Origin of the sequence: Paenibacillus sp. FSL K6-1122 (assembly GCF_037977015.1) — a bacterium.
GTDB classification, from domain to species: domain Bacteria; phylum Bacillota; class Bacilli; order Paenibacillales; family Paenibacillaceae; genus Paenibacillus; species Paenibacillus amylolyticus.
Map to the genome: position 1 here is coordinate 520,920 of NZ_CP150272.1, position 22,577 is coordinate 543,496.

General features: G+C 47.9%; 18 protein-coding genes and 1 riboswitch. Of the genes, 15 read left to right on the forward strand and 3 right to left on the reverse strand.

The window, feature by feature from the left end; translation table 11 throughout:
• The first annotated feature begins 3 nt into the window (after positions 1-3).
• The 8 genes from pstB (at position 4) to sdaAA (ending at position 9,295) form a co-directional block, all read left to right on the forward strand.
• Positions 4-759 carry a phosphate ABC transporter ATP-binding protein PstB gene (gene pstB, locus NSQ20_RS02455; protein ID WP_036616781.1) on the forward strand — a complete coding sequence of 252 codons (756 nt, stop codon included), beginning with the start codon at positions 4-6 and terminating at the stop codon, positions 757-759.
• Positions 760-943: 184 nt separating this feature from the next.
• Positions 944-1,975, forward strand: a complete 1,032-nt coding sequence (locus NSQ20_RS02460; RefSeq protein ID WP_340031740.1) for a phosphotransferase — start codon at positions 944-946, stop codon at positions 1,973-1,975.
• Positions 1,976-2,167: 192 nt separating this feature from the next.
• Positions 2,168-2,878 carry a response regulator transcription factor gene (locus tag NSQ20_RS02465; RefSeq protein ID WP_340031741.1) on the forward strand — a complete coding sequence of 237 codons (711 nt, stop codon included), beginning with the start codon at positions 2,168-2,170 and terminating at the stop codon, positions 2,876-2,878.
• On the forward strand, positions 2,875-4,365 hold the full coding sequence (locus NSQ20_RS02470) for a HAMP domain-containing sensor histidine kinase (protein WP_340031743.1): 1,491 nt from the start codon (positions 2,875-2,877) through the stop codon (positions 4,363-4,365). Before NSQ20_RS02465 ends, NSQ20_RS02470 begins: the two co-directional genes overlap by 4 nt.
• Position 4,366: 1 nt before the next feature.
• The gene (locus NSQ20_RS02475; protein ID WP_340031744.1) at positions 4,367-5,461 is read left to right on the forward strand and encodes a hypothetical protein; all 1,095 of its coding nucleotides are present in this window, start codon (positions 4,367-4,369) and stop codon (positions 5,459-5,461) included.
• Between the two features lie 205 nt (positions 5,462-5,666).
• On the forward strand, positions 5,667-7,100 hold the full coding sequence (locus NSQ20_RS02480) for a collagen-like protein (RefSeq protein WP_340031745.1): 1,434 nt from the start codon (positions 5,667-5,669) through the stop codon (positions 7,098-7,100).
• Between the two features lie 134 nt (positions 7,101-7,234).
• A riboswitch (glycine riboswitch) is annotated at positions 7,235-7,359 on the forward strand.
• Between the two features lie 279 nt (positions 7,360-7,638).
• Positions 7,639-8,328, forward strand: coding sequence for an L-serine ammonia-lyase, iron-sulfur-dependent subunit beta (gene sdaAB / locus NSQ20_RS02485; protein WP_133386922.1), 690 nt, complete (start codon positions 7,639-7,641; stop codon positions 8,326-8,328).
• Positions 8,318-9,295, forward strand: a complete 978-nt coding sequence (gene sdaAA / locus NSQ20_RS02490; RefSeq protein WP_340031746.1) for an L-serine ammonia-lyase, iron-sulfur-dependent, subunit alpha — start codon at positions 8,318-8,320, stop codon at positions 9,293-9,295. The genes sdaAB and sdaAA overlap by 11 nt, the downstream gene beginning before the upstream one ends.
• A gap of 182 nt (positions 9,296-9,477) precedes the next feature.
• Here sdaAA and NSQ20_RS02495 read toward each other — a convergent pair whose 3' ends face one another.
• Positions 9,478-11,238 carry an alpha-glycosidase gene (locus NSQ20_RS02495; RefSeq protein WP_340031747.1) on the reverse strand — a complete coding sequence of 587 codons (1,761 nt, stop codon included), beginning with the start codon at positions 11,236-11,238 and terminating at the stop codon, positions 9,478-9,480.
• Between the two features lie 227 nt (positions 11,239-11,465).
• Here NSQ20_RS02495 and NSQ20_RS02500 point away from each other — a divergent pair, with 227 nt between their 5' ends.
• The 5 genes from NSQ20_RS02500 (at position 11,466) to NSQ20_RS02520 (ending at position 16,157) form a co-directional block, all read left to right on the forward strand.
• On the forward strand, positions 11,466-12,149 hold the full coding sequence (locus NSQ20_RS02500; RefSeq protein WP_036672191.1) for a response regulator transcription factor: 684 nt from the start codon (positions 11,466-11,468) through the stop codon (positions 12,147-12,149).
• 56 nt (positions 12,150-12,205) lie between these two features.
• Positions 12,206-13,708, forward strand: coding sequence for a HAMP domain-containing sensor histidine kinase (locus NSQ20_RS02505; RefSeq protein WP_340031748.1), 1,503 nt, complete (start codon positions 12,206-12,208; stop codon positions 13,706-13,708).
• A gap of 85 nt (positions 13,709-13,793) precedes the next feature.
• Positions 13,794-14,708, forward strand: coding sequence for an ABC transporter ATP-binding protein (locus NSQ20_RS02510; RefSeq protein ID WP_047840345.1), 915 nt, complete (start codon positions 13,794-13,796; stop codon positions 14,706-14,708).
• Positions 14,705-15,421: an ABC transporter permease gene (locus NSQ20_RS02515; protein WP_047840344.1), complete on the forward strand. Its 717-nt coding sequence runs from the start codon at positions 14,705-14,707 to the stop codon at positions 15,419-15,421. The genes NSQ20_RS02510 and NSQ20_RS02515 overlap by 4 nt, the downstream gene beginning before the upstream one ends.
• Position 15,422: 1 nt before the next feature.
• Positions 15,423-16,157 carry an ABC transporter permease gene (locus tag NSQ20_RS02520; protein ID WP_340031749.1) on the forward strand — a complete coding sequence of 245 codons (735 nt, stop codon included), beginning with the start codon at positions 15,423-15,425 and terminating at the stop codon, positions 16,155-16,157.
• A 93-nt stretch (positions 16,158-16,250) separates the two neighbouring features.
• On the opposite strand, the gene NSQ20_RS02525 is transcribed toward NSQ20_RS02520, so the two are convergent.
• Entirely contained in the window at positions 16,251-16,811 is a 561-nt protein-coding gene (locus tag NSQ20_RS02525; RefSeq protein ID WP_101314919.1) for a DapH/DapD/GlmU-related protein, read from the reverse strand.
• Positions 16,812-17,488: 677 nt separating this feature from the next.
• Here NSQ20_RS02525 and NSQ20_RS02530 point away from each other — a divergent pair.
• Positions 17,489-20,197: a PAS domain S-box protein gene (locus NSQ20_RS02530; RefSeq protein ID WP_340031750.1), complete on the forward strand. Its 2,709-nt coding sequence runs from the start codon at positions 17,489-17,491 to the stop codon at positions 20,195-20,197.
• A gap of 164 nt (positions 20,198-20,361) precedes the next feature.
• Here NSQ20_RS02530 and NSQ20_RS02535 read toward each other — a convergent pair whose 3' ends face one another.
• Positions 20,362-21,315: an L-lactate dehydrogenase gene (locus tag NSQ20_RS02535; RefSeq protein ID WP_340031752.1), complete on the reverse strand. Its 954-nt coding sequence runs from the start codon at positions 21,313-21,315 to the stop codon at positions 20,362-20,364.
• Positions 21,316-21,862: 547 nt separating this feature from the next.
• On the opposite strand from NSQ20_RS02535, the gene NSQ20_RS02540 reads away from it, so the two are divergent.
• Complete coding sequence (locus NSQ20_RS02540; RefSeq protein WP_211084252.1) at positions 21,863-22,549, forward strand: hypothetical protein; 687 nt, start codon at positions 21,863-21,865, stop codon at positions 22,547-22,549.
• Positions 22,550-22,577 lie beyond the last annotated feature (28 nt).

Consider the following 22,577-nt stretch of genomic DNA (forward strand, 5'->3'; position numbering starts at 1 on the left):
AACATGGCCATACCTTTTGGTACGGAACAGCTAAGCATATATTATGGACATTTTCAGGCGGTCAAGCAGATTAGCCTGACGTTTCCTGAAGCAAGCGTAACGGCTCTTATTGGACCGTCTGGTTGCGGTAAATCCACGTTCCTCCGGTCACTCAACCGGATGAACGACGAGATTGCCGGTTCCCGTACAGAGGGACATATCTGGATGGACGGGAACGATCTGAATGAGCCTGGAACCGATGTAATCAAGCTTCGCCAGAAGATTGGCATGGTGTGGCAGAAGCCGAACCCTTTTCATAAGTCCATCTACAACAATATCGCGTTTGGCCCCCGCTACCGTGGTACGAAGAGTAAGAAGGCACTGGATGAAATTGTGGAAAAAAGCTTGCGTCGTGCTGCGCTCTGGGACGAAGTAAAAGACAGACTGCATGAATCAGCTCTGTCTCTCTCTGGCGGACAACAGCAGCGCCTGTGTATCGCTCGCGCTTTGTCTGTTGAACCACAGATCCTGCTGCTCGATGAGCCGGCATCTGCACTTGACCCGGTATCTACGGGTAAAGTTGAAGAGTTGATTACCGAGCTCAAGAAGGAGCTACGGATTGTTATTGTTACCCATAACATGCAGCAGGCGGCACGCATCTCGGATTACACAGCTTATTTCTATCTGGGAAGCATGATTGAGCACGGGGATACAGAGCATATTTTCACGAACCCGGACAATCGTCTGACGCAAGAATACATTATGGGTCGTTTTGGTTAATTGGATCATGGAGTGTAACATAGAGCAATAGACAGAGAGATAGAGAAATAATAGAGACAAAAGAAAGCACAGTGCCTGGACGTTTGTTCGGGGGTTGTGCTTTTTTAATTTATAATTTTAGTGGGATTTTCTGTATGCGGGATAAACATTATGCTACGATATTTAGTGTGAAGAGAACGTTTACATGACTTCGAAGGAGATGTTGATAATCACTACGGATCAGATGTCTTACGACCATATGGCAGCTCAGATTATACAGAACTACACTATTGAGAAACCTGTCGTTTCATATATTCGTCATAATGAGAATCTGACATATCATGTCGTTGATGAAGCAAGCGGGCAGAAGTATCTGCTACGGATACACCAAGCCGCATATGCAAGTATGACAGGCATTCAGCATACGCTTTCTGCGCTGGAGGCAGAGATGAATCTGCTTCATGAGTTAAATGCAACGACAGCATTGCGCGTGCAACATCCGGTACGCAATGCATCGGGTGAATGGGTCACGCTATGGACAAGTGAGGCAGGGAAAGAGATTTGTTGTACGGTACTGGAGTGGATTGAGGGAAGGGACATCCAGCAGGGGGAACGCCTGACAACAGAGCAGATCTATGATCTTGGGGCACAACTGCAGATGCTTCATCAATATGGGCGTGAGCAGAATCAGACAGATCGAACAAAGGTGAGGCCGGCATATGGCAATAGCCATGAGAACTTGGTCATGCTCGGGCAGCTAGAAGAAGGCGTCCGACTGGGGATTTTTACAACGGAAGACTTCGATCTGCTTCGTGAGACGTTTGAGAACATTAATGAGCAGTTAGAAACATACCCGCATTACGCAGGGACATGGGGGATCATTCATGGGGATATTACTCGCAACAATCTGCTGATAACGGAGCAGGGGATTTCCATGATTGATTTTTGTCTACACGGTTATGGTTATTATCTTTTTGATGCCGGAGGGGCAGCACTTATGTTCAATCGGGAGGAACGTGACATATTTTTATCCGGTTATACCCAACAGATCGCACCACTGACGGATCGTGATATCCGGTTAATGGAAGGGTTTATGTTGATCTTTACACTGGGTTATTATGCCTTTCAGATGGCGAATGAGTCGAGGCACGAATGGATGAAAGATCGCATGCCGAAGCTATGCAGCAAGTATTGTAGACCCTATGTACAGAACGAGAGCATCTTCTATGAGTTATGAGGTGTTTCCTTTTCTAGGAGCTATAACTTAGGATTAAGATTGTGAATATTACCTGGGCGTCCTGAACAATCGGGGTGCTCTTTTTGCATGCATTAGATAACGATCTTAATGGACATTTATGAAGAAAGTATAAACTCTGAGGAGAGTCAACTTTTCTTAGCTACAATATAGTCATGGGAGGATGAAGCAGCGATGAGAGACAGCGAGAATATATTGCTGGTGGAGGATGATCCGGAGATTGCCCGTATTTTGAGAGATCATCTACGTCATGAGGGTTATGGGGTAACTTGGGCATCAAGCGGTTTGGAGAGCTGGGAAGACTTTAGGGAGGGAACCTATCAATTAGTCTTGTTGGATCTGATGCTACCGGAAATGGATGGGTTCACGGTATGCAAAAACATTAGACTGATCAGCGATGTTCCGCTGCTCATGATGAGTGCTCGAATCGAGGAAGAGAGCAAAGTCAGTGGGCTTGGGCTGGGAGCTGACGATTATATTACGAAGCCCTTCAGTCTAACGGAACTTACAGCTCGCATTAAATCTCATCTGAATAGGTACCGCAGATATCAGGGCGTAGAGCCGGATTCGACAGATAGACAGTATAACGATGGGTTATCGATTGATTATTTGAATCAGCGCGCACAGGTTCATGGAGAACATGTGGCACTAACCAACAAGGAATGGGCTTTGCTCATACTGCTTGCTTCTCATCCGGGCCGGGTGTTTACCAAGGCGGAACTGTATGAACATGTCTGGAGTCAGCCAGAGGCGGGGAACTCGAGTACAGTCACAGTTCATGTGAAGAGCCTTCGGGCCAAGCTTGGTGACGAGCCCCATCATCCACGCTGGATTCAGACGGTGTGGGGCAGTGGATACCGGTTCGTGGGGGAGCCTGAGGAATGAAGTTGAAGTACTGGTTAATGCTTTCCTTCCTCATTGTAATGCTGCTGCCTGTCGCTGCTGGGTGGGCGCTGTACTCCCTGTATAACTATTACAATGATCAGCGTGCCGTAACGGAATATGTGGAGTTGTCCGGACAATTGGCTCCTATTGAACTGGCTTTATCTGACCCGGGACTGTACCAGCTGCACTCGCCTGATGCTTTCGCTGCACTCTCCGAATTGGAGAATGGTCGGGTGAACTTTGCTCTGTATTTACCAACAGGGATTCGGGTGTACACATCAGAGGGGAGTACATGGTCTGCTGGAGCTTACACCGTTGGGGGGGCGGAGCTGTATCGTAATTTGTACAACTTACAGATTCGTCATCGTACATTCTCGTTGAAGAAACCCGTATGGGAAAAGGGTGAGTTGGTCGGCATTTACGAAATCGTCATGCTGCGTGGAGATTGGCTGGAAGGCATATCCTTGCGGACTACCTGGGTCATGGGTCTCGCTGCTACTTTCTTTATCCTGTTATACGGAACAGTGCTGTGGTTGCTATCCCGAAAGCTCTTTCGGCCGATGAAATATCTCATAGAACGAATGGATGCTTTTGCACGGGGAGAGGCTGCTACGGATGTGGTACCTGTTCGTCATGATGAAATGGGCATCTTGCTCCAACAGTTTGATGCAATGCAAGACAAGATCAGACATACTCAGGCCGATGTGGAGAGGGAGCAAAAAGAAAAACAGCTCATGATCGCCTCGTTATCCCATGATCTGAAAACACCGTTGATGTCCATTAGTGCCTATACGGAAGTACTTAACGGTGATCGTCAACTGAAACGTCTTGAAAGGCAGGAATATCAGGATGTGCTGCTCGGAAATGTGGAGCGGATGAAACAGATGATTAGTGAACTTGAGATGTATACGGCGCTGGGTTCCAGTGAATCGGAGATGGCCATGGTTAAGGTGGAAGGTGAAGAGTTTTTTGATATGCTGCTTGGGAGCTATGAGGGACTTGCCGAGCGTGGTCAGATTGACGTGAAGATGGATGTCCGCACAGATCAACTGTACCGAGTTCATCCCGAACAACTGATGCGCCTGACAGATAATCTGATAAATAATGCACTACGCCACACAAGGACGAACGGTGTAATGGGACTAGGGGTTATTGCTTCAGATTGGGAGCTTCCTGAATGGATTATTCCTTCGCTTAGAGCTGAATTGGATAACTACAGGGCGGGAGCAACATTGATCATAGTACAAAACGAAGGTCCTGCTATTCCTGAAGAACAGCTCATTCGTATTTTCGAACCCTATGTTCAACACCAGAATCAGGAGGAGAAGACATATGCAGGTGGTTCGGGATTGGGATTGAGTATAGCCAAACGGGTTGCAATAAAGCACGGAGGGGATATGCGCATGTGGTCATACGAAGGATATGGAACGCTGGCAGCATGCCGATTGCCTGAACATGGAGAATGTAAACGCAGAGAGGGTGGATAAGATGATGAAAAAAGGATGGATGATGCTGGGTACTGCTGTGTTGGCAGGCGCCCTGCTTGGAGGTTGCGCGGAGAAGGATATGCTGGCTATGTCAGGAGATGAGATGATTGAGAAGGTTGTCTCAGCAGAAACAGAACCCGCCTCGTATTATGCGGAAGGTGTGATGAAGATATGGGCGGATGACAAGCTGACTAACACGATGCAAATTAAGGAATGGGTAGATGGGGAAACCGGACGAAAGCGCACGGAAACATCAGAGAATGGCAATGTCAGTTACGCAGTTAATGATGGAAAGAAGATCATCATATATGAAAAAGAGACAGGGGCAGCATATTCCATGGATGCATCATCCGTGTCACAACAACCTAATCAAACCCAGAAGCAAATATTGCTCGATCAACTAGAGCGGTTACGTACTACGCATGATGTGAATATGATGGGACAGGAGAAACTTCATGGACAGGACGTCATTCATATTGAGTTGACACCAAAAGAAGAAGGCGCATTCTCCATATCTTCAGAGTATTGGGTAGATCCCAAAACGTGGATGATTGTCAAAGTAAACAGCGCGTATGGGGATGGAAAATCAGAAATGGTCTATGATCCGATTCAGTATGACCCTGAATTCACAAAGGATACTTTCGTAATTGACATCCCTAAGGAGGTCGATGTGAAGGACTTAACCGATATGATGCAGAATTCCGAAGTGACCCTAGAGGAAGCGGAAGAAGCGTTGGAACAGCCGTTCCTACAGGACATGAGTGGAGAATTCGAACTATCACGGATCGAAATGTCTACATCGCGCGGTGAGCTGAGCAGAGATGAAGTAACCTTGTATTATGTAAGTAACGACAAGGTAGAAGTCAGCCTGACGGTATTCAAGATGCCGGAAGAAAATGTGGACGATACACTAATACCGGATGAAGCCGAGATTAAGGTTCGTAACACCGAGGGTTCATATATGAAGAGCATTCGGAACATATCATGGAGTGAGAATGGCTTGCGGTACTCCATCATGGGTGAAAATGAAGGATGGACAAAGGCAAAGCTGCAAGCTTGGGCGGAAGCACTGACCCTTCCCAATCCGTCTAGATGAGCTAAAGAATAATAAGGTTGCCGCAGAAACGAAGCGGCAGCTTTTTTTGTATATTATCCTTTTGGTGTGGTGGATATCTATTCGATCTCCTTTCAGTCCACTCCAAAAAGGCAAGAGGGCAACTTCACGTTTACAGTTCAATATGCATATTTATAGAAAACAATCTTGATTTGGTGATGCAGGCAGGAGAAGGGGGCATCGCAGGATGGCTGTTTTATCAACAGGGCCAATAGAAAATAATATAGTGGTGGGAAGCGGCGAGCGTCCTACACAGAGAATTACAGTGAAGTTGGACAATTGGAGTCTCACTAGTTTCTCTACCGTTCTGGTTCAAGGCTATTATTTGAATGGTGTTCGCACACTATATGTTGAGGAATTGTTTAATGTTTTGCCTAACCAGGTTATAACAAAAGACTATTATGCAGATTTGGATGCATTTGAGTTTATATTTATCACAGGTGATGATACGGAGGATGAAGTTCAGATTTCCGTATGGGGGAAAAACGAGAACGGTCAACTGGTAACGGCACATCGTTTGGTGTCTGAGGAATTGTTAGGAGCGAACCCCGGTCTAGTCGGGGTAACGGGTGCGACTGGAGCTACAGGGACAGCAGGGGTTGCGGGAACAACTGGTCCTACAGGGGCTACAGGTGTTACAGGACTGACAGGAGTTACTGGTCCTCCTGGAGGAACTACGGGATCGACGGGAGAGACCGGTGTCACTGGGACCACGGGGGAGACAGGATCTACCGGAGTGACAGGAGTCACGGGCGCTACTGGAAGTACGGGGACCACAGGAGAGACAGGGCTTACCGGAGTGACGGGTATTACTGGGAGTACGGGAGAAACAGGGTCTACTGGAGCCACGGGGATTACCGGGAGCACGGGAGAAACAGGGTCTACTGGAGCCACGGGGATTACCGGGAGCACGGGAGAGACAGGGTCTACTGGAGCCACGGGGATTACCGGGAGTACAGGAATAACAGGAACGACAGGGGTCACTGGTGTTACAGGTGCAACAGGCGTAACGGGAGTAGCGGGAACGACCGGAGTCACTGGTGTTACAGGAGCGACAGGACTGACGGGAACGACCGGAGTCACTGGTGTTACAGGAGCAACAGGACTGACGGGAACAACTGGAGTCACTGGTGTTACAGGAGCAACAGGACTGACGGGAACGACCGGAGTCACTGGTATTACAGGAACAACAGGAGCTACTGGATCGACAGCAGCTTCTGCCCCTGCGGATTCTTCCTTGTTTGCTGATAGCCAGACCACGGCGTTGGGTCTTTCATTAGTAGCTGAAACGACGATTCAGACACTTAATGTACCTGTAGTGGCAGGTCAACGCGTGAAAATCGATAATAGTACACAAATAGCAATAGTTGTAGGGGCTAACTGGAGTATTGCGTATAACATTAATCTGAGACGTAATGGAGTTTTAATTAATCAATTGCAGCTCTCACGAAGTGGTAATGCTTCGGGAACGTTGAGGTTTCTTTCCTCCAACACTTACGTGGATACATCCCCGGCTACAACGACTAATGCATACACGATAAGTATCCAATTTACGACAACTAGCAACGTCACGAGTGCCTCAGCTGAAGTGAGAAATCTGAATGCTATTCGTTTCAGTTAAAATAGACATCGAACTTATGATAATTACACGTTACTTTTGTTGACATATATGATATTGTACATTACTCTATGGGTATACTTGATCAAAAACTTAGAAATGTACCAATTCGAATCGAATTAAAATAATACAGCGGATGATAACGAGCGGGAGAGACCTGGGTTAGCCGAGCAATATGGCTAGTGTTCAGGCACCGAAGGAGCAAGCTGCTGCGCACCCGGCGCAGTGGTTAATCTCTCAGGTAAATGTACCATCGTTGGACGCAACTCTGGAGAGTGCGCGAACTGCGCCACCCAAGGGGTATATGATCAGTCAGCCCGGTGAACTTGTCTGTAATCGCAGGCAGTGCACCCTTGTTGTGAGACACTGCTGATCGTGAAACTCTCAGGTATCGAGGACAGAGAGAGGGCCTAAGGCCTTCTTCTGTCCTTTTTTGATGTCATCATATCTAAATAAGGGACATTGTGGATGAAACTCCTGGATCGAAATGACGAATACATTTTACAAATATGAATCATGATTAATAATGGAGGGTTATAAAGTGCGATTTAAAGATGTTTTCTCAATTATTGGTCCGTCCATGACAGGGCCTTCAAGTTCACATACAGCTGGAGCGGCAAGGTTAGGGAGAATTGCTCGTCAGTGGCTTGGATGTACGCCAGAACGTGCCCGGCTGACGTTATATGGTTCATTCGCTGACACGTATCAGGGGCACGGAACAGATCTGGCACTGATCGGCGGTCTTTTGGACTATGTCACAGACGATCCACGTATCCCGGATGCAGAGCAATACGCAGAGGAAGCAGGCATGGAGGTTGAGTTTTATACAAGTGGCCTGCCTGCTCCTCATCCAAATACGGTCAAAATTGAGTTATGGCATGGAGAACGTGCCTGCTCCTTAATCGGTGCATCCATTGGTGGTGGCAGTGTATCGGTGCATGCGATGAATGATTTTCGTGTTCAGATTAGTGGTGAGTTTCCAACACTTGTTCTGCGACATGCGGACAAAGCAGGGGTGCTTGCATCTGTAACGTCCACGATCAGTTCATCCGGGGTTAACATCGGGTATATGCAGGTGGACCGGAAAGCCCGTGATGGCGAAGCGCTTACCGCGATGGAAATGGATGGTGTGCCTAATCCCGATATGCTCAAGCGTCTAAGGGAGCTGGACCATGTGCTGGACATTCGTGTTATCGATTTGAAGAGAGGAGTTGATTCGGATGCGGTTTAAACATTTGCACGAACTGAATACGATCTGTACAGCAGAATCCAAAACCATTGCTCAGCTGATGATCGAGGAGCAGGTTCAGGAGACCAATACACCGGAAGCGGATGTTGTGAAACAGATGTCTGAATATTATCAGGTGATGAAGGAAGCGGTACGCAAAGGGTTAACGGAAGATACGACATCACGCAGTGGGTTAACGGGTGGAGACGGTAAAAAAATGGCCGAGTACATTCGCAAGGGTGAGACTTGCTCAGGAGATGCTTCCGCACTTGCCATGGCGTATGCCCTGTGTGTATCTGAAGTGAATGCCTCCATGGGTCGGATCGTGGCAACACCAACAGCCGGTTCCTGCGGCATCATCCCCGGTGTTTTTATTAGCTCACAGGAGCGTTTTGGCTGGACGGACGAACATTTGGTGAACGGGTTGTTCTGTGCGGGAGCGATTGGTTATGTTATTGCCAACAATTCATTTATCTCCGGGGCCGAGGGTGGCTGTCAGGCGGAAGTGGGTTCCGCGATCGGCATGGCTGCGGGTTCCATGGTTGAACTGCGTGGAGGTACACCGGAACAGGTCGTTCATGCCGTTGGTTTGGCGTTAAAAAATACACTGGGCCTTATCTGCGATCCGGTCGCAGGCCTTGTTGAAATCCCGTGCATCGTCCGTAATGGACTGGGTGCGGTTACGGCGCTGGCTGCGGCTGACATGGCCCTGGCCGGAGTGCGTAGTGCCATTCCGTCAGACGAAGTCATCGACGTCATGCTGGAAGTAGGCAGTGCGATGCCGAGCCGCCATCGGGAGACAGCCCAGGGCGGACTGGCCCAGACGCCAACCGGCCGCAAAATGATGCAAAAGCTGGCTAAACCAAAGGCAAAGCGTGCCGAGCCTGAGCAGGAGTCGAAACCAGCGGATTCTGACACAACTACAAGTGGGGCGGACAATGCTCAAGTGGACAAGGGTACTCAGGTTTAAGCTGAACCGGGACCACCGATATATAAATCAGTGACATTATGATGTATAACGGCGAATACAAAATTACAAAACAAGCGTCCGTGAACCCGAATCCGGGTTATGCAGGACGCTTGTTTTATGCTGCCAGATGAAGCGAAGTTAGGATACTTATATTTGACTTCAGATGAATGTGTATTATGACTCTAGTTCTGGCTCACAGCCGTACTCAGTACAGCATATCCATACGCGGGCAGTTCAATGGCCAGTACGCCATCTTCCTTGGCGGTACGATGGTTTCCGCCGAATAACTCGGTCCATTCTTCGTCACCGGCCTCCAGCTCCACAATAGCCGTCTCTTCTGATCGATTGAACAGAACCAGAATGCGTTCCTCCTCATTTTGCCGTTCAAATACCAGTTGGCTGCCATCGGGACGAGCCTGCAAGAAACGAACGGTGCCTTCTGCACGCAGGGCAGGATGCACATGACGCAGGGAGATCAGTTTCTGATAAAAGTTAAACAGCTCTCGGTCCTGCTTCGCTTCATCCCATTCCATGCATTTACGGCAACCCGGATCATGCTCGCCGTCCATGCCAATCTCGTCTCCGTAATAGATGCATGGAGCACCCATGTAACTGAACTGGAATAACGCAGCCAGCTTCATCTTGCGCTGGTCGCCTTCACACAGCGTGAGCAGCCGCGGGGTATCGTGGCTGTCCAGCAAGTTGAACGCCACTTCGCTGGCCTGAAGCGGATAACGGGATAACTGTCGCCCGATGGAGTTTGCGAACTGTTCGGCGTGCATCGTATTTTTCACAAAGAAAGCATTCACGGCATCAGTAAACGGATAGTTCATGGACGCATCGAACTGGTCGCCTTGCAGCCAAGAGGAAGACTCGTTCCATACTTCGCCCAGAATGTAGGCATCCGGATTAGCCGCTTTGACTACACGGCGGAAATCACGCCAGAATGCATCGTCCACTTCGTCTGCGACATCCAGCCGCCATCCGTCCGCACCCACTTCCTTGATCCAATACTCGGCAACCTCCAGCAGATAGGCCTTAACCTCGGCATTCTCCGTATTGAGCTTTGGCATGTGCGCTTCGAATCCGAAGGTCTCATACGTTGGAATGCCGTCCTTCACGTCCAGCGGGTATTCGTGTACATGGAACCAGTCTTTGTATTTGGATTGTTCTCCGTTCTTCTGCACATCTACAAACGGCGCAAATGTCTTCCCGGAATGGTTGAACACAGCATCCAGAAGTACGCGAATTCCGCGTGCATGGCACAGCTCGACCAGTCTTTTCACGGTATCTGCGTCACCAAAGTGCCGGTCTACCCGCAGGTAGTCTTCTGTATCGTATTTGTGATTGGTGGTGGCTTCAAAGATGGGTGTGAAGTAGATCGCATTAATGCCAAGATCGCTGATGTAATCCAGATGGTCGATCACGCCCTGAAGGTCACCGCCGAAGAAATTGAAAGGTGTCGGCTCGCCACCCCACGGTTCTACCTTTTCCGGACTAATATCCGGGTTGCCGTTGGCGAATCGTTCAGGGAAAATCTGATAGAACACCGCATCCTTAACCCATGCAGGGGGTGTGAATACAGCTCCAGCATGAATATAAGGGAATTGGAACATACGACCCGGATCGTCTGGTTCTTCTTCCTGGAAGTCCGTCTCGGTCATCCAGATCTGTTCGTCTCCGTTTTTGAGCAGAAAAGAGTATTTCAGTCGGTGGTAGGGAGGTTTCACCTCACCCTCGTAATAATCGAACATGGAGTCAGAGGTGAACTTTGTTAAGGGAACCAGCGCTTTGGTTGCATCCCACGCATATTTATCCCCGGTCAGGGCATGTACCTCGGTCAGATCATTCTTTTTGGCACGCAGGCGCAGGTGGATTGTATCTTGGTCATAGGCATAGGCCCAGTTTCGTTTCGGTTGATGATAGATGGCTTCCAGCAGCATAATGAAATTCCTCCCGTCAGGTGTAGAACTGATATGTACTTGGTAGACTTGATTAATATGACATTTCCCACGTTAATGGATAAGCTATAATTAGCATGTGTGGTAACGTAAAGGCTTCAACATTGTTTCAACAAGACATGAATCCATATGTTATAGACAGCTTTTACCATGATGATGCTCAGATATATCATTAACCCAATGGGGGCAGAAAGGAAACGAATATTCGGATGAAAACCAAACTGTTATATATTGAAGACGATACGGAAATTGCGACTTGGGTCAGAGCCGATCTGGAGGAGCGCGGTTATGAGGTGGTATGGCTCGGCAGTGGTGAAGGCGCAGCGGAGGCTGCTGTCGGTTGCTCACTCATTATTCTGGATGTCATGCTGCCCGGGCTGGATGGATTTACGGTGGGCCAGCGACTGAAAAAAGAACATCCGGCCGTGCCCATTGTCATGCTTTCGGCCAGAACGTCCATTGACGATAAGTTGCACGGTCTTGATTTTGCCGATGACTATGTGACCAAACCATTTCACCCCGATGAACTGGCTGCCCGGATTGAAGTACAACTGCGTAAGGCAGGAACAGCGGTCTCATCGGATACAGCCCTGAAGCTGGATCATCTCTCCATCTATGAGAAGGACAATCGAATTATCAATGAGGAGACGGGAGATGAGATTATTTTATCGGGAAAACAGTTCCACATCTTCGCCTACCTGCTACGACATATGGGCATGATTCGAACCAAAGAGCAGATCTATGAAGCCGTCTGGAACGAGCCCTATCTGGATGGGGACAAAACCTTAATGGTACATATTCGACATCTACGCGAAAAGCTGGAGCTTGATCCGGCCAATCCTGTAGTTATTCAGACGGTCCGTGGTGTGGGATATCGTGTGAAGAAGCCATGATTCGGTGGTTCAGGGAACGGAAGATCATGAAGGGTGAACGGAAGGGAGAACGAAGCATGGATCAAAAGCAATCCGGGCGGCGCAAGCTTCGCTTTGGGCGATCCTTGATGTCCAGATACATCCTACTGATCTTGGCGGCTGTATTATTTGTCCCCGTCATTCTTCCGATCATGTCCATCATATATGTTGTTGTAGTGAATAACACGAATATGAATCAAGCGGCACCTTACGGTGATGTTACCCGGATCAGTGACCTCTGGTCACATGAAGCGAAGAACCTGGATGGTGCTTCGGATAATGAGATTAAGGCCCGGTTGGAGCTATTACATGGCTCGTATCCCAAATCTTCCATGTATCGTGTGAATGTGAACGGGGAGACCCTCTTTATTCTTGGGGGTGAAGATGTAACGCTTATGAATTCCACGTCTCCGGATGGCAGGACAGACACGACATTGAGATGGTCACTGGATTCCGGACAAACGACAGAGACTTATATTCCAGCCTTATGGAATGCAAACAATACGGTGCAATTCATGAAAGAAGCTTCCTCTCGCGATCCACTGACCGTAGTTGCATATATTGGCGGAGATGAACAGGACAGAGGACAGGGCTTCATGGTCATTGAAGTGCCGCGATCACTTCTGCAAATTCAGAGTAACGGGCTCATGGAACTCTTGTATCTTGGTATCGTAATGACCCTCATCTTTCTGATCTTCATCATTATGTCGATTCTCTTTTTCGCACGCATTCGCAAACGACTTATTCGTTTGCAGACGGCCATGATGACCACAGGCAAGGAAGGTCTCCCGCTTCCGGTAGATATCCGCCGGTCAGACGAGATTGGTCAACTGGAAGAATCCTTCAATCAGATGGTGCATCAACTGTCCGACAGCCGTCACCGTGAACGCGAGGAGGAACAATTGCGCAAACGTCTCATTGCGGGGCTTTCCCACGATCTGCGTACCCCGCTAACGGTGATTCGTGGACATATGCATGCTTTGCACAAGGAAGAGCTGAGTGAGCAAGGTGACCGTTCATTACATCGCATGGAAGCAAAGATGGAGGACCTCGGCGGGCTCATTGACAACATGTTATCCTACAATTTGCTCACGAGTGGGAAATATACACTGAAGCTGGAAGAGAAAGATATACTGCGGATCGTCAGGGAAATGGCGGCGGCCTGGTACCCGGTCTGGGAGAAAGAGCAATTTGAGATTGATATTGACCTGCCAGAGGAACCGCTGATCTGGCATATGGATGAACAGGGCATGCGCCGTATTCTTGATAATTTGTTCCAAAACGTGATCCGTCATGCCGACAGCGGGAAATATATTGGTATATCTACTCAGGAGATTCAGGGTGAGACGGCAATCGTTATTCAGGATCGGGGTCCGGGAATGCAACCGAATTCCGACACAAAAGGCACAGGTCTAGGCTTATCCATTGTAGACCTGTTGATCCGTGAGATGGGTCTGCGCAAGCGGGTAGACAGTTCCGATACGGGTGTCCAGACATATATCTACAGTGGTAAGGGAAACAGGGGAACAACAAACCGCTGAAATAGCTTTTTTAAACTAAACTTAAACTAGAGACTACTTTGGCTTTAACCTTGGAAGGTTACGATAGTTCCGAGGTGATCATACAGTGAGTGAAAATATTATTCAAACGGCGAATTTATGGAAAACATACCGGGACCGTGCAGCGGTCCGTGAACTTGATCTGCATATTAAAAAGGGAGATATCTACGGCTTCCTCGGTCCCAACGGTGCCGGCAAAACAACAACGATTCGCATGCTTCTCGGCTTAATTAAACCAACCAAAGGCGTGATCCGTGTCTTTGACAAGGATATTCGCAAGGATCGCATGGATATTTTGCGCCGTGTGGGCTCTTTGGTCGAATACCCGTCCTATTACGGACATCTGAACGCAGTAGAAAATCTGGAAACTTTGCGCCGCATCATCAATGTACCGAAATCAAGAATTGCTGAAGTGCTGTCCATTGTAGATCTGACCAAGGATGCCAAACGTTCGGTGAAGGGGTATTCCCTTGGGATGAAGCAACGTCTGGGTATTGCCAGCGCTTTGCTGGGTGAACCGGAGCTGCTGATTCTGGACGAACCAACAAATGGGCTTGATCCTGCCGGTATTCAGGAGATTCGGGAACTGATCAAACGCATGCCTCTGGAACATGGCATTACCGTTCTGGTTTCCAGCCACTTGCTGAGTGAAGTCGAACAGATGGCAAGTCGTGTTGGTATTATCCGTGAAGGCAAGATGGTGCTTCAGGATACTATCGCAAGTCTGCATAGTCAGACGGGTAGCTCTATCCGGTTAACGGTTTCCGAGCCGGAAGAGGCTATGAAGCTGGCGAGAGAACAGGGACAATTTGGTCAGCAACAAGGTGCTGCGTTAACTTTCCCTTATATGGATAACAGTTCAGTGGCACTGCTTGTGCGCCGATTAATTGAACAGGATCATGATGTGTATCGTGTAGAGGAACAGCGTCAGTCGCTGGAAGATCTGTTCATGCGGGTCATTGGCGAGGGGGCTTCCATATGACCGGGCGTGCATTATCGTCAGACTGGCTCAAGATTCGGGGGAAAGGGATCTGGTTTCTTGTCTTTCTGGCCCCTCTTGGATTGACAGCGATGCAGGCGCTTAATTTTGGCTTACGGCTGGACTATCTGAAAGAGCAGTATGCAGATAACCTGTGGGGCGGATTATTGGGCAATGTGGTTGTCTTTGTGCCCTTGTCTCTGATGCTGGGAGCAACCATTCTCAGCTCCATGATCGCTAATGTTGAGCATGAACAGGGATCGTGGAAACAGTTGCTCGCGATGCCCATTCCCAGACCAGCCGTGTATTTAGCCAAGTTCCTGCTTGCTTGTGTGCTGCTGGTGATCTCCTGCCTGCTGCTAACCGCAGGAATTGTAGGTCTGGGTCTGATCCTCGGATTCCATGCCAGCGAAATACCTTGGACACATGCGATCAAGCTGGGGCTATTGCCTTTGGCTGGTGCACTTCCGGTGTTGTCACTGGAGTTGTGGCTCACGATGGTTAACAAAAATCAGGCGCTTCCCGTCACCCTGGGCATCGTTCTCGCGATAACGGGTATGTTCTCACTCAGTATCTCACCGAGCTTTCCGCTCGCTTGGGCACAGATGGCCTGGAATGGGCCTAATCCATACCTGTATGCAGGCATGGGGGCAGGTCTAGGGTTATTAATCCTGTTGCTGGGTATGGTGCATTTTAGCCGGAAGGATGTGGCCTGATATGAGCTTTGCGACAACGTACTTCCGAATCTTGTCCGCTGAACGATTGAAAATGAGCAAATCGCCCATATGGCTCCTGATTCTGCTGAGTCCACTCATTGCGCTGCTCATCGGACTGTTGTCCACACCATCGGGCAATTGGCAGGTATTGATGACCACGATGGTTTTCCTGCACGGATTGTTATTGTTACCGATGCTGACTGGTGTGTTTACGTCCTTTGTCTGCCGTTTCGAACATGCAGGTGGAGGGTGGAAGCAGATGCTGGTTTTACCGCTCACACGTTCAGGCGTATATGCAGGTAAACTGACGATTGTGCTCATGCTTCTGGCGGGTACACAAGTATTATTGCTGATGTCCATTCTGCTGGCAGGCATGATTCACGGCATTACGATGCCTGTACCTTGGGGATTCTTGGCGAGCAAACTGCTGCTTGGGTTGCTAGCTTGTGTACCCTTGGCTGCCCTGCAGATGTTCGTTTCATTGGTGTGGAGCAGCTTTGCCGCACCGCTCGCACTGAATTTTGCACTGACCATACCGAATATTCTCATTGTAAACTCTGCGACATATGGGCCGTATTATCCATGGGCACAACCGATGATTCTGATGACACCCGTGGACGGTGCAGGTTTCGGAGCCTACAATGTTCCACTGATCACAATGCTGGCGGTTGTTGGAGGCAGTGCTGTTATTTTCATTGGAATCGGCATGATGTATTTTGCAAAAAAAGAAATCTGAATAATCCGTTACACCCTTGGTTATCGTAAGTCAAAATCCTCTTTAAGCAAAACATGCAAGCTCTATTGTATGTATGCTTCAGGAGGATTTTTTCTAATGTCTGACCCACCCATCATGAATGGTCAACTCCCGAATGATTTTGGCTGGTGCCCCGGCTACAAGTGTATTTTCGGGTACATCTTTGGTCACCGTGCTTCCTGCTGCCACAACTGCATTTCTGCCAATGGTCACTCCGGGCAAAATAAGCGCGCCTGTACCAATCCAGGCATTATCCTGAATCACAATCCGCTTGGCAGTCTGGCTCCCGTCATCCAGAGAGTCAATCCGGTGATAGGCACTGTCGAATATGCTTGTTCGAGGACCAATCATGACGTTATTGCCGATGGTCACTTCAACGTTAGCGGCAATCCCCACACCTGCATTAATCATGACGTCATCGCCAATGGTTAATCGCGCACCTTTAACCACGGTTAACTGGGTTCCCCAAGGTTTGCCTATGATGTTAAGCCGCTTTCCCACCTGCAAGTCACCCAATTTATTCAGATAAACCTTACCCCTGATTCGTGGAAGCAGGCCCATTGAGGGCTGGATTTTACCAAAGATGGCCAAACCTCTTAGTTTACCGTAAGCAATTTTAACTCTGTTGGGCAGCATGATTCATCCGTCCTCTCCGTAGTCAAAAAACTTTTTTAAAGATTATAGCCTTTTCGATACAAAATGTATCGTTAATTTTATATCGAGGCATCATAAGAGCGGATGATCTCTCTTTCTTTGAGAAAATTTGTTTCAGGCGGGGCCGGGGTCATCCTCTCAACTCCCTAACGAACCTGAGGAGTCTTATTTAATGATTTGAAGTGATCTCAGCAATCTAAGGTACCTGAGACATGTTATATCCAATGAAACAACCGTTTGCAGCGTTTATGACAGGAGATTATGGGGATTAACGTGTCTGATGTTCCTTGAAATTTAAAAAGGGCATATGTACGCCAAATAAGATGTCCTGGGTTCTTTAGAAAATTGCTTAGCCACTCGCCAGAATCAGCTGACGTGGAATTGAACTTCAAGCTTGTTAGAGGCTTAATTTGATCCTTGTATAAATTGTCTGCCTTTGTAGGCACCTTCTAAGTAAAATCAAAATTCCAATTATTACCTCACACATCATGTGAATTGAATCATAGATTGTAAGCAAAATGAGACGAGAATCTGGTAAAATAAAAAAAGCTGTTTCTAGGCAGGCTTACATGGTTATTCGAGGGTAGGCCCATTTTTGTAAGGGATAATTAATCCCTGCTGTTAGATGAAGATATTGGCTGAGAAAAGAGGGGTAAGCCTTGGATATTAATAAAACGGAAACCCTGAAGCGCATTATTTCTGAGGGAAGTTCTTACCAATCACTGTTTTTTAACCATCCGGATGCCATTTATGTAATGGACATCCATGGAAACTATATTGATGCTAATCCCTCGGTAGAGCGGATATCTGGGTATACACTGGATGACTTGATTCGTATGAATCAGAGTGAGATCTGTCCTCCGGACAGTGAAAATTCACGTAAACAATACATTAAAGAGGTACTGGCTGGACGTTCAGTCAGTAATCCCATTACTTTTTATCATAAAGATGGTTCCCTGAAACAGGCAGAGATAACGTATGTGCCTATAACGGAGGGAAAAGAAGTTGTAGGAATCTATGGCATTGCCAAAGATGTTACCGATATCCTGGAAGTGCAACGTGAGCTTAAGGAGGCACAGGAGAAATATCAGGTGCTGGCTGACCATGCACAAGATCTGATTACAACTTGTGCTACGGATGGCGAGTTGTTATACGTTTCCCCTTCCGTGTACACCTTACTGGGTTATAAGCCGGAGGAAGTCATAGGAAAGTCCTTCAAGGATTATTGTTATTCGGGAGATTATCCGGACCCTATGGATCTTTCCAAGATCGGCAATGGCTGCAAGATGCGTGTGTTGCACAAGAAGGGACATTATATCTGGATGGAGACATTGGCGAAACCTGTGGCTGGAGAGCGTGGCAAGAGTGTCCAGATTGTAAGCATCAGCAGGGATATCACCCAGCATAAGGATGCGGAAAGACGTCTTCGGGAAAGCCGTCAGCGATACAGATCGTTGTTCGAACATAACCCGGCAGCTGTGTATTCATTGAATCTGGAAGGTAAATACAGCGCAGTGAACAGCAAACTGGTGCAAATGTTGGATATTCCGCGCAATAAGCTTATTGGCCAATCTTTTTTATCCAATCTGGATAAATGCGAAGTGCAATATGGCAAACATTATTTTGACATGGTGAAGCAAGGCGAACCGCAATATTATGAGACCCGAGTCGTTAATTCAAGTGGTCGGAAGATTGAAGTATCTGTTACGAATGTGCCCATTATTGTGGATAAGGAAATGGTGGGCGTCTATGGGATCGTGTCCGATATTACCGAGCGCAAGGAATACACGGAACGGATTCAGGAGCTCAGCAAGCAACATGAGCTGATTCTCAACACGGTTACGGAAGGAATATTTGGTTTGGATGCGGATGGAATCACCATGTTTATGAATCCAGCAGCAGCTTCGATGTTCGGTTATGAGGCGAAAGAATTCATTGGCAAAAACTCACATCCCATCATCCATCACACCCGTGCAGACGGAAGTCATTTGCCACAAGAAGAATGCCCGATCCACATGACCGTGTTGGATGGACAGATACGTTCAATCAAGGAAGATGTGTTCTGGCGTAAAGATGGCAGCAGCTTTCTGGTGCAGTATCAGGTGACGCCGATTATTGAACAGGGACAGATTCAGGGCGCGGTGGTTGTATTTAATGATGTGACTGGCGAACGTGAAATTGTACGTGCCAAAGAGACAGCTGAGCTGGCAGCTCAGGCCAAGTCGGAATTTCTGTCGATGGTTAGCCATGAGATCCGGACACCGATGAACGGGATCGTGGGGATGACAGAATTGTTGATCGGTACCGATTTATCGGAAGAACAGCGTGAATACGCCGAGATTATTCGAGACAGCGGCGATGCTCTGCTGAACATCCTTAATGATATTTTGGACTTCAGTAAGCTGGAATCCGGGAAAATGGCACTGGCTTATGAACCATTTGCATTACGCAAGATGCTGGAACAGGTTGCCGAACTGTTTAAACCGCGTGCAGATGAGAAACATCTGGAGATCAGATATCGTCTCAATCCGAGCATCCCTGAGTTCATGGTCGGTGACGCCATACGTATTCGGCAGATTCTGGTGAACTTGGTTGGCAATGCGCTCAAGTTCACAGATCAGGGAAGCATTGAGGTTGCCGTGGATATTATCAAGGGCAGAAAGCCTGAAGACAGTGTTCTTGATTTTGCGGTGCAAGATACGGGAATTGGCATCCCGGCTGACAAGTTGGATCAGTTGTTTCAGTCCTTCTCTCAGCTACATCCGGTGATTAACCGGAAGTATGGTGGTACCGGACTGGGACTGGTAATCTCCAAGCGACTCGTGGAGATTATGGGAGGCAGTATCAGTGTCGAGAGTATAGAAGGGGAAGGCTCAACCTTCCGGTTTGCTGTTCCTGCGGCGAGTGTAGATGCTTCAGCAGAACAGACAGCAAGTCAGTTCCATCATGATCGTACACGTCAGAGTGATGAGGTCGCCATGCGTATTCTGGTGGCGGAGGATCATCCGGTGAACCGGAAGATTTTACGAGAATATCTGGAGAAGCTCGGATACCACGCAGATGTATGTACCAATGGTGTGGAAGCAATCGATGCCATCTCTCAGAATGCTTATGATATTGTCCTGATGGATATTCATATGCCTGTGATGGATGGACTGAAGGCGACAGACCTGTTACACCGCCTAATTCCACAGGATCGCATACCTCCAATCATCGCAGTTACAGGCAATGCCAAACGTGAAGATAAGGAAGCTTGTCTGGAGATTGGTATGCGTGATTTTATTAGCAAACCGGTTATGCTGAGTGAGTTGAAGCGAGTGTTACAGCAATGGGGACCAAGGGACGAACCTCAGCTTGCACCAAATTGAACAACTACTCAAATCAATTATGAAATTGATTCATCTGGCTGTGAAAAATAATAAACGCAAACATGCCAATAATCCTCCACTGATGGAGTGTTATTGGCATGTTTGCGTTGGCCGGCTTTTGAAGTTGAGCTGAAGCATACAGTGTGGAGTTGTACACGAATGGCTTATACCAGTGTCAGACGATTGATGTTACCTGATAGGATTTCACAGGAATTGTTGAATTTCTCACGTTCCGTTGCATCCAGATTCAATTCGATAATCTCTTGAATACCATTGCCACCGATGATTGCAGGAACACCGACGCAGACGTTATGTTGCTCGTACTCTCCGTCCAGAATAGCCGATACGGCGATGATCTTGTGTTCGTCATTGAGGATGGAACGAGTGATATGCGCGAGAGCATTGCCGATTCCGAATTGGGTAGAACCTTTACGGGTAAAGATTTCCCAGCCGGCATCCTTTGTTTTGCGTGCGATATCCTCCAGATCCAGATGTTTGAAGCGCTCCTTGTGCTGATCCATAATGTGCATAATCGGTTTGCCACCGATGGTCACATGGGACCAGGCCACGAACTGGGATTCTCCATGCTCCCCGAGAGCATAACCATGCACACTGCGTGGATCGATGGAGAAGACTTCAGACAGCAGTGTTTTGAGTCGTGAAGAATCAATGGACGTGCCTGTACCGATGACGTGTTCGCGCGGGAGGCCGGATAATTTCCATACCATATAAGTTACTATGTCAACCGGATTGGCAGCGACGACAAAAATCCCGTTAAATCCACTGTTCATGATCGGGACCACGATGTCTTTGGCAATCGATTCCGCTTCCTCCAGAATATCCATTCGTGTCTGTCCTGGCTTGGGATTTGCCCCGGCAGTTAAGATAATAACATCCATATTGCCACAATCGGCATAAGTGCCTGCATATACTTTGGTGCGGTTATGTGTGAAGTCCATACAATGGGAAAAATCCAGTGCCTGCGCTACAGCACGGTCATACGTCCGGTCCACCATCATAATTTCCCTGCATATCGATTGATTAATCATGGAATACGCACAACTCGAACCGACAAGACCCGCCCCGATCACCGCTACTTTGCCTGATTTGCCTAACACTGCCGTTCAGCCCCCATTTAGATTGATATTTATCCGTTACTAATGCGTCCTATGTTAAGTATAGTCCTTTATTTTATGCTGGAATCCACTTCTACGTTACATAAGATAACACATGAAAAAGCTGTGCAGCAATGATATCCGCTATCGCGGGAGCGTATTGGAGTAAAGGAGTTAACAAAATTGACATGAATAATTCATAATCATATGATTTGACGGCGTTTGCACCTGTGTCATTCGACATGACAGCATTCATGCTCGTTGTCGGATTGGGGGTTATTTGTGCGGATCATATACCTGACAAAACTTCTTAGGAATCCGCAGAAACAGAACAAAACCGCCAAAGGGATCTGCCGAGAAGCTGACGAATACATACGGACAAGCAAAAGATAAGCATACTTGATCCATGAGACAGGTTGCCCCGATCCGATGACGGTTCCAAAAAAAGGAACGCTGAAGCCATAATGTTTTTATCCAAGAATCAATTTCATAACTCACTAAAGATATTATGAAATTGATTCCCAAAAGACTTCATTCCGGGAGGGAATTAATGATGATTGAAGAAGCAGGAGCAACGACGGAAACGGCCAAGAGCCTGGGCATAGGTGCCAGTACTCTTCGTAAATATGCGGCAGCACTGGAAGAACAGGGATACCGGTTCGAACGGTCCGCCAACAAATCCAGACTATTCAAGTCCGACGACATCGAGTGCATTGAACGTCTGATGACTGAACTCAGAGAGCATAATCTACCCCTGGCTGATGCTGTGGTGACTGTATTGGCTCCAGAAGTACCTGTAGCTGTAGTAGAAGTAGATGTCCCGGTGGTGGGAATTGAAGGTCTGTCAGAGACGGAATGTGCAGCGACAGTCATGTCATCCGTATTCCCTGAAGAACCTGAAATAATGGGTAATCTGAGATCCTATGAAGGTCTGGGGCAACTGGTAAGTGAGGTGACTTATGGTGCCGTGGAACAACAGCAGGATGATCGGGTACAGCTGCTGCAACAGCGGGTCGATGAACTGGAGCTGACCCTTCAGCATCTGGCGGAGACACATATGGCTCTTCAGGAACAGATGGAGAAACAGCGTCTATGGATGAACGAGAAGCTGGAAGAGGAGCGGGATCGTGAACTCGTAACCAATCTGCGCAGTTTCCAGGGAAGAAAACGCAAACCAAAAGGAGTATCCCTGCGTATGTTGTTCGGGTTCCTGCCCAAGAAGCATAAGGAAGCTTGAGCAACAGGCATTTACCCATCGTGATTTT

Bases quoted from the DNA above. Each gene is read 5' to 3' on its own strand.
- NSQ20_RS02520 (WP_340031749.1), top strand. From the start codon at position 15,423: ATGAGCTTTGCGACAACGTACTTCCGAATCTTGTCCGCTGAACGATTG.
- NSQ20_RS02500 (WP_036672191.1), top strand. From the start codon at position 11,466: ATGAAAACCAAACTGTTATATATTGAAGACGATACGGAAATTGCGACT.
- NSQ20_RS02525 (WP_101314919.1), bottom strand. From the start codon at position 16,811: ATGCTGCCCAACAGAGTTAAAATTGCTTACGGTAAACTAAGAGGTTTG.
- NSQ20_RS02495 (WP_340031747.1), bottom strand. From the start codon at position 11,238: ATGCTGCTGGAAGCCATCTATCATCAACCGAAACGAAACTGGGCCTAT.
- NSQ20_RS02465 (WP_340031741.1), top strand. From the start codon at position 2,168: ATGAGAGACAGCGAGAATATATTGCTGGTGGAGGATGATCCGGAGATT.
- NSQ20_RS02480 (WP_340031745.1), top strand. From the start codon at position 5,667: ATGGCTGTTTTATCAACAGGGCCAATAGAAAATAATATAGTGGTGGGA.
- NSQ20_RS02470 (WP_340031743.1), top strand. From the start codon at position 2,875: ATGAAGTTGAAGTACTGGTTAATGCTTTCCTTCCTCATTGTAATGCTG.
- NSQ20_RS02475 (WP_340031744.1), top strand. From the start codon at position 4,367: ATGATGAAAAAAGGATGGATGATGCTGGGTACTGCTGTGTTGGCAGGC.
- NSQ20_RS02505 (WP_340031748.1), top strand. From the start codon at position 12,206: ATGGATCAAAAGCAATCCGGGCGGCGCAAGCTTCGCTTTGGGCGATCC.
- NSQ20_RS02460 (WP_340031740.1), top strand. From the start codon at position 944: ATGACTTCGAAGGAGATGTTGATAATCACTACGGATCAGATGTCTTAC.
- NSQ20_RS02540 (WP_211084252.1), top strand. From the start codon at position 21,863: ATGATGATTGAAGAAGCAGGAGCAACGACGGAAACGGCCAAGAGCCTG.
- sdaAA (WP_340031746.1), top strand. From the start codon at position 8,318: ATGCGGTTTAAACATTTGCACGAACTGAATACGATCTGTACAGCAGAA.
- pstB (WP_036616781.1), top strand. From the start codon at position 4: ATGGCCATACCTTTTGGTACGGAACAGCTAAGCATATATTATGGACAT.
- NSQ20_RS02515 (WP_047840344.1), top strand. From the start codon at position 14,705: ATGACCGGGCGTGCATTATCGTCAGACTGGCTCAAGATTCGGGGGAAA.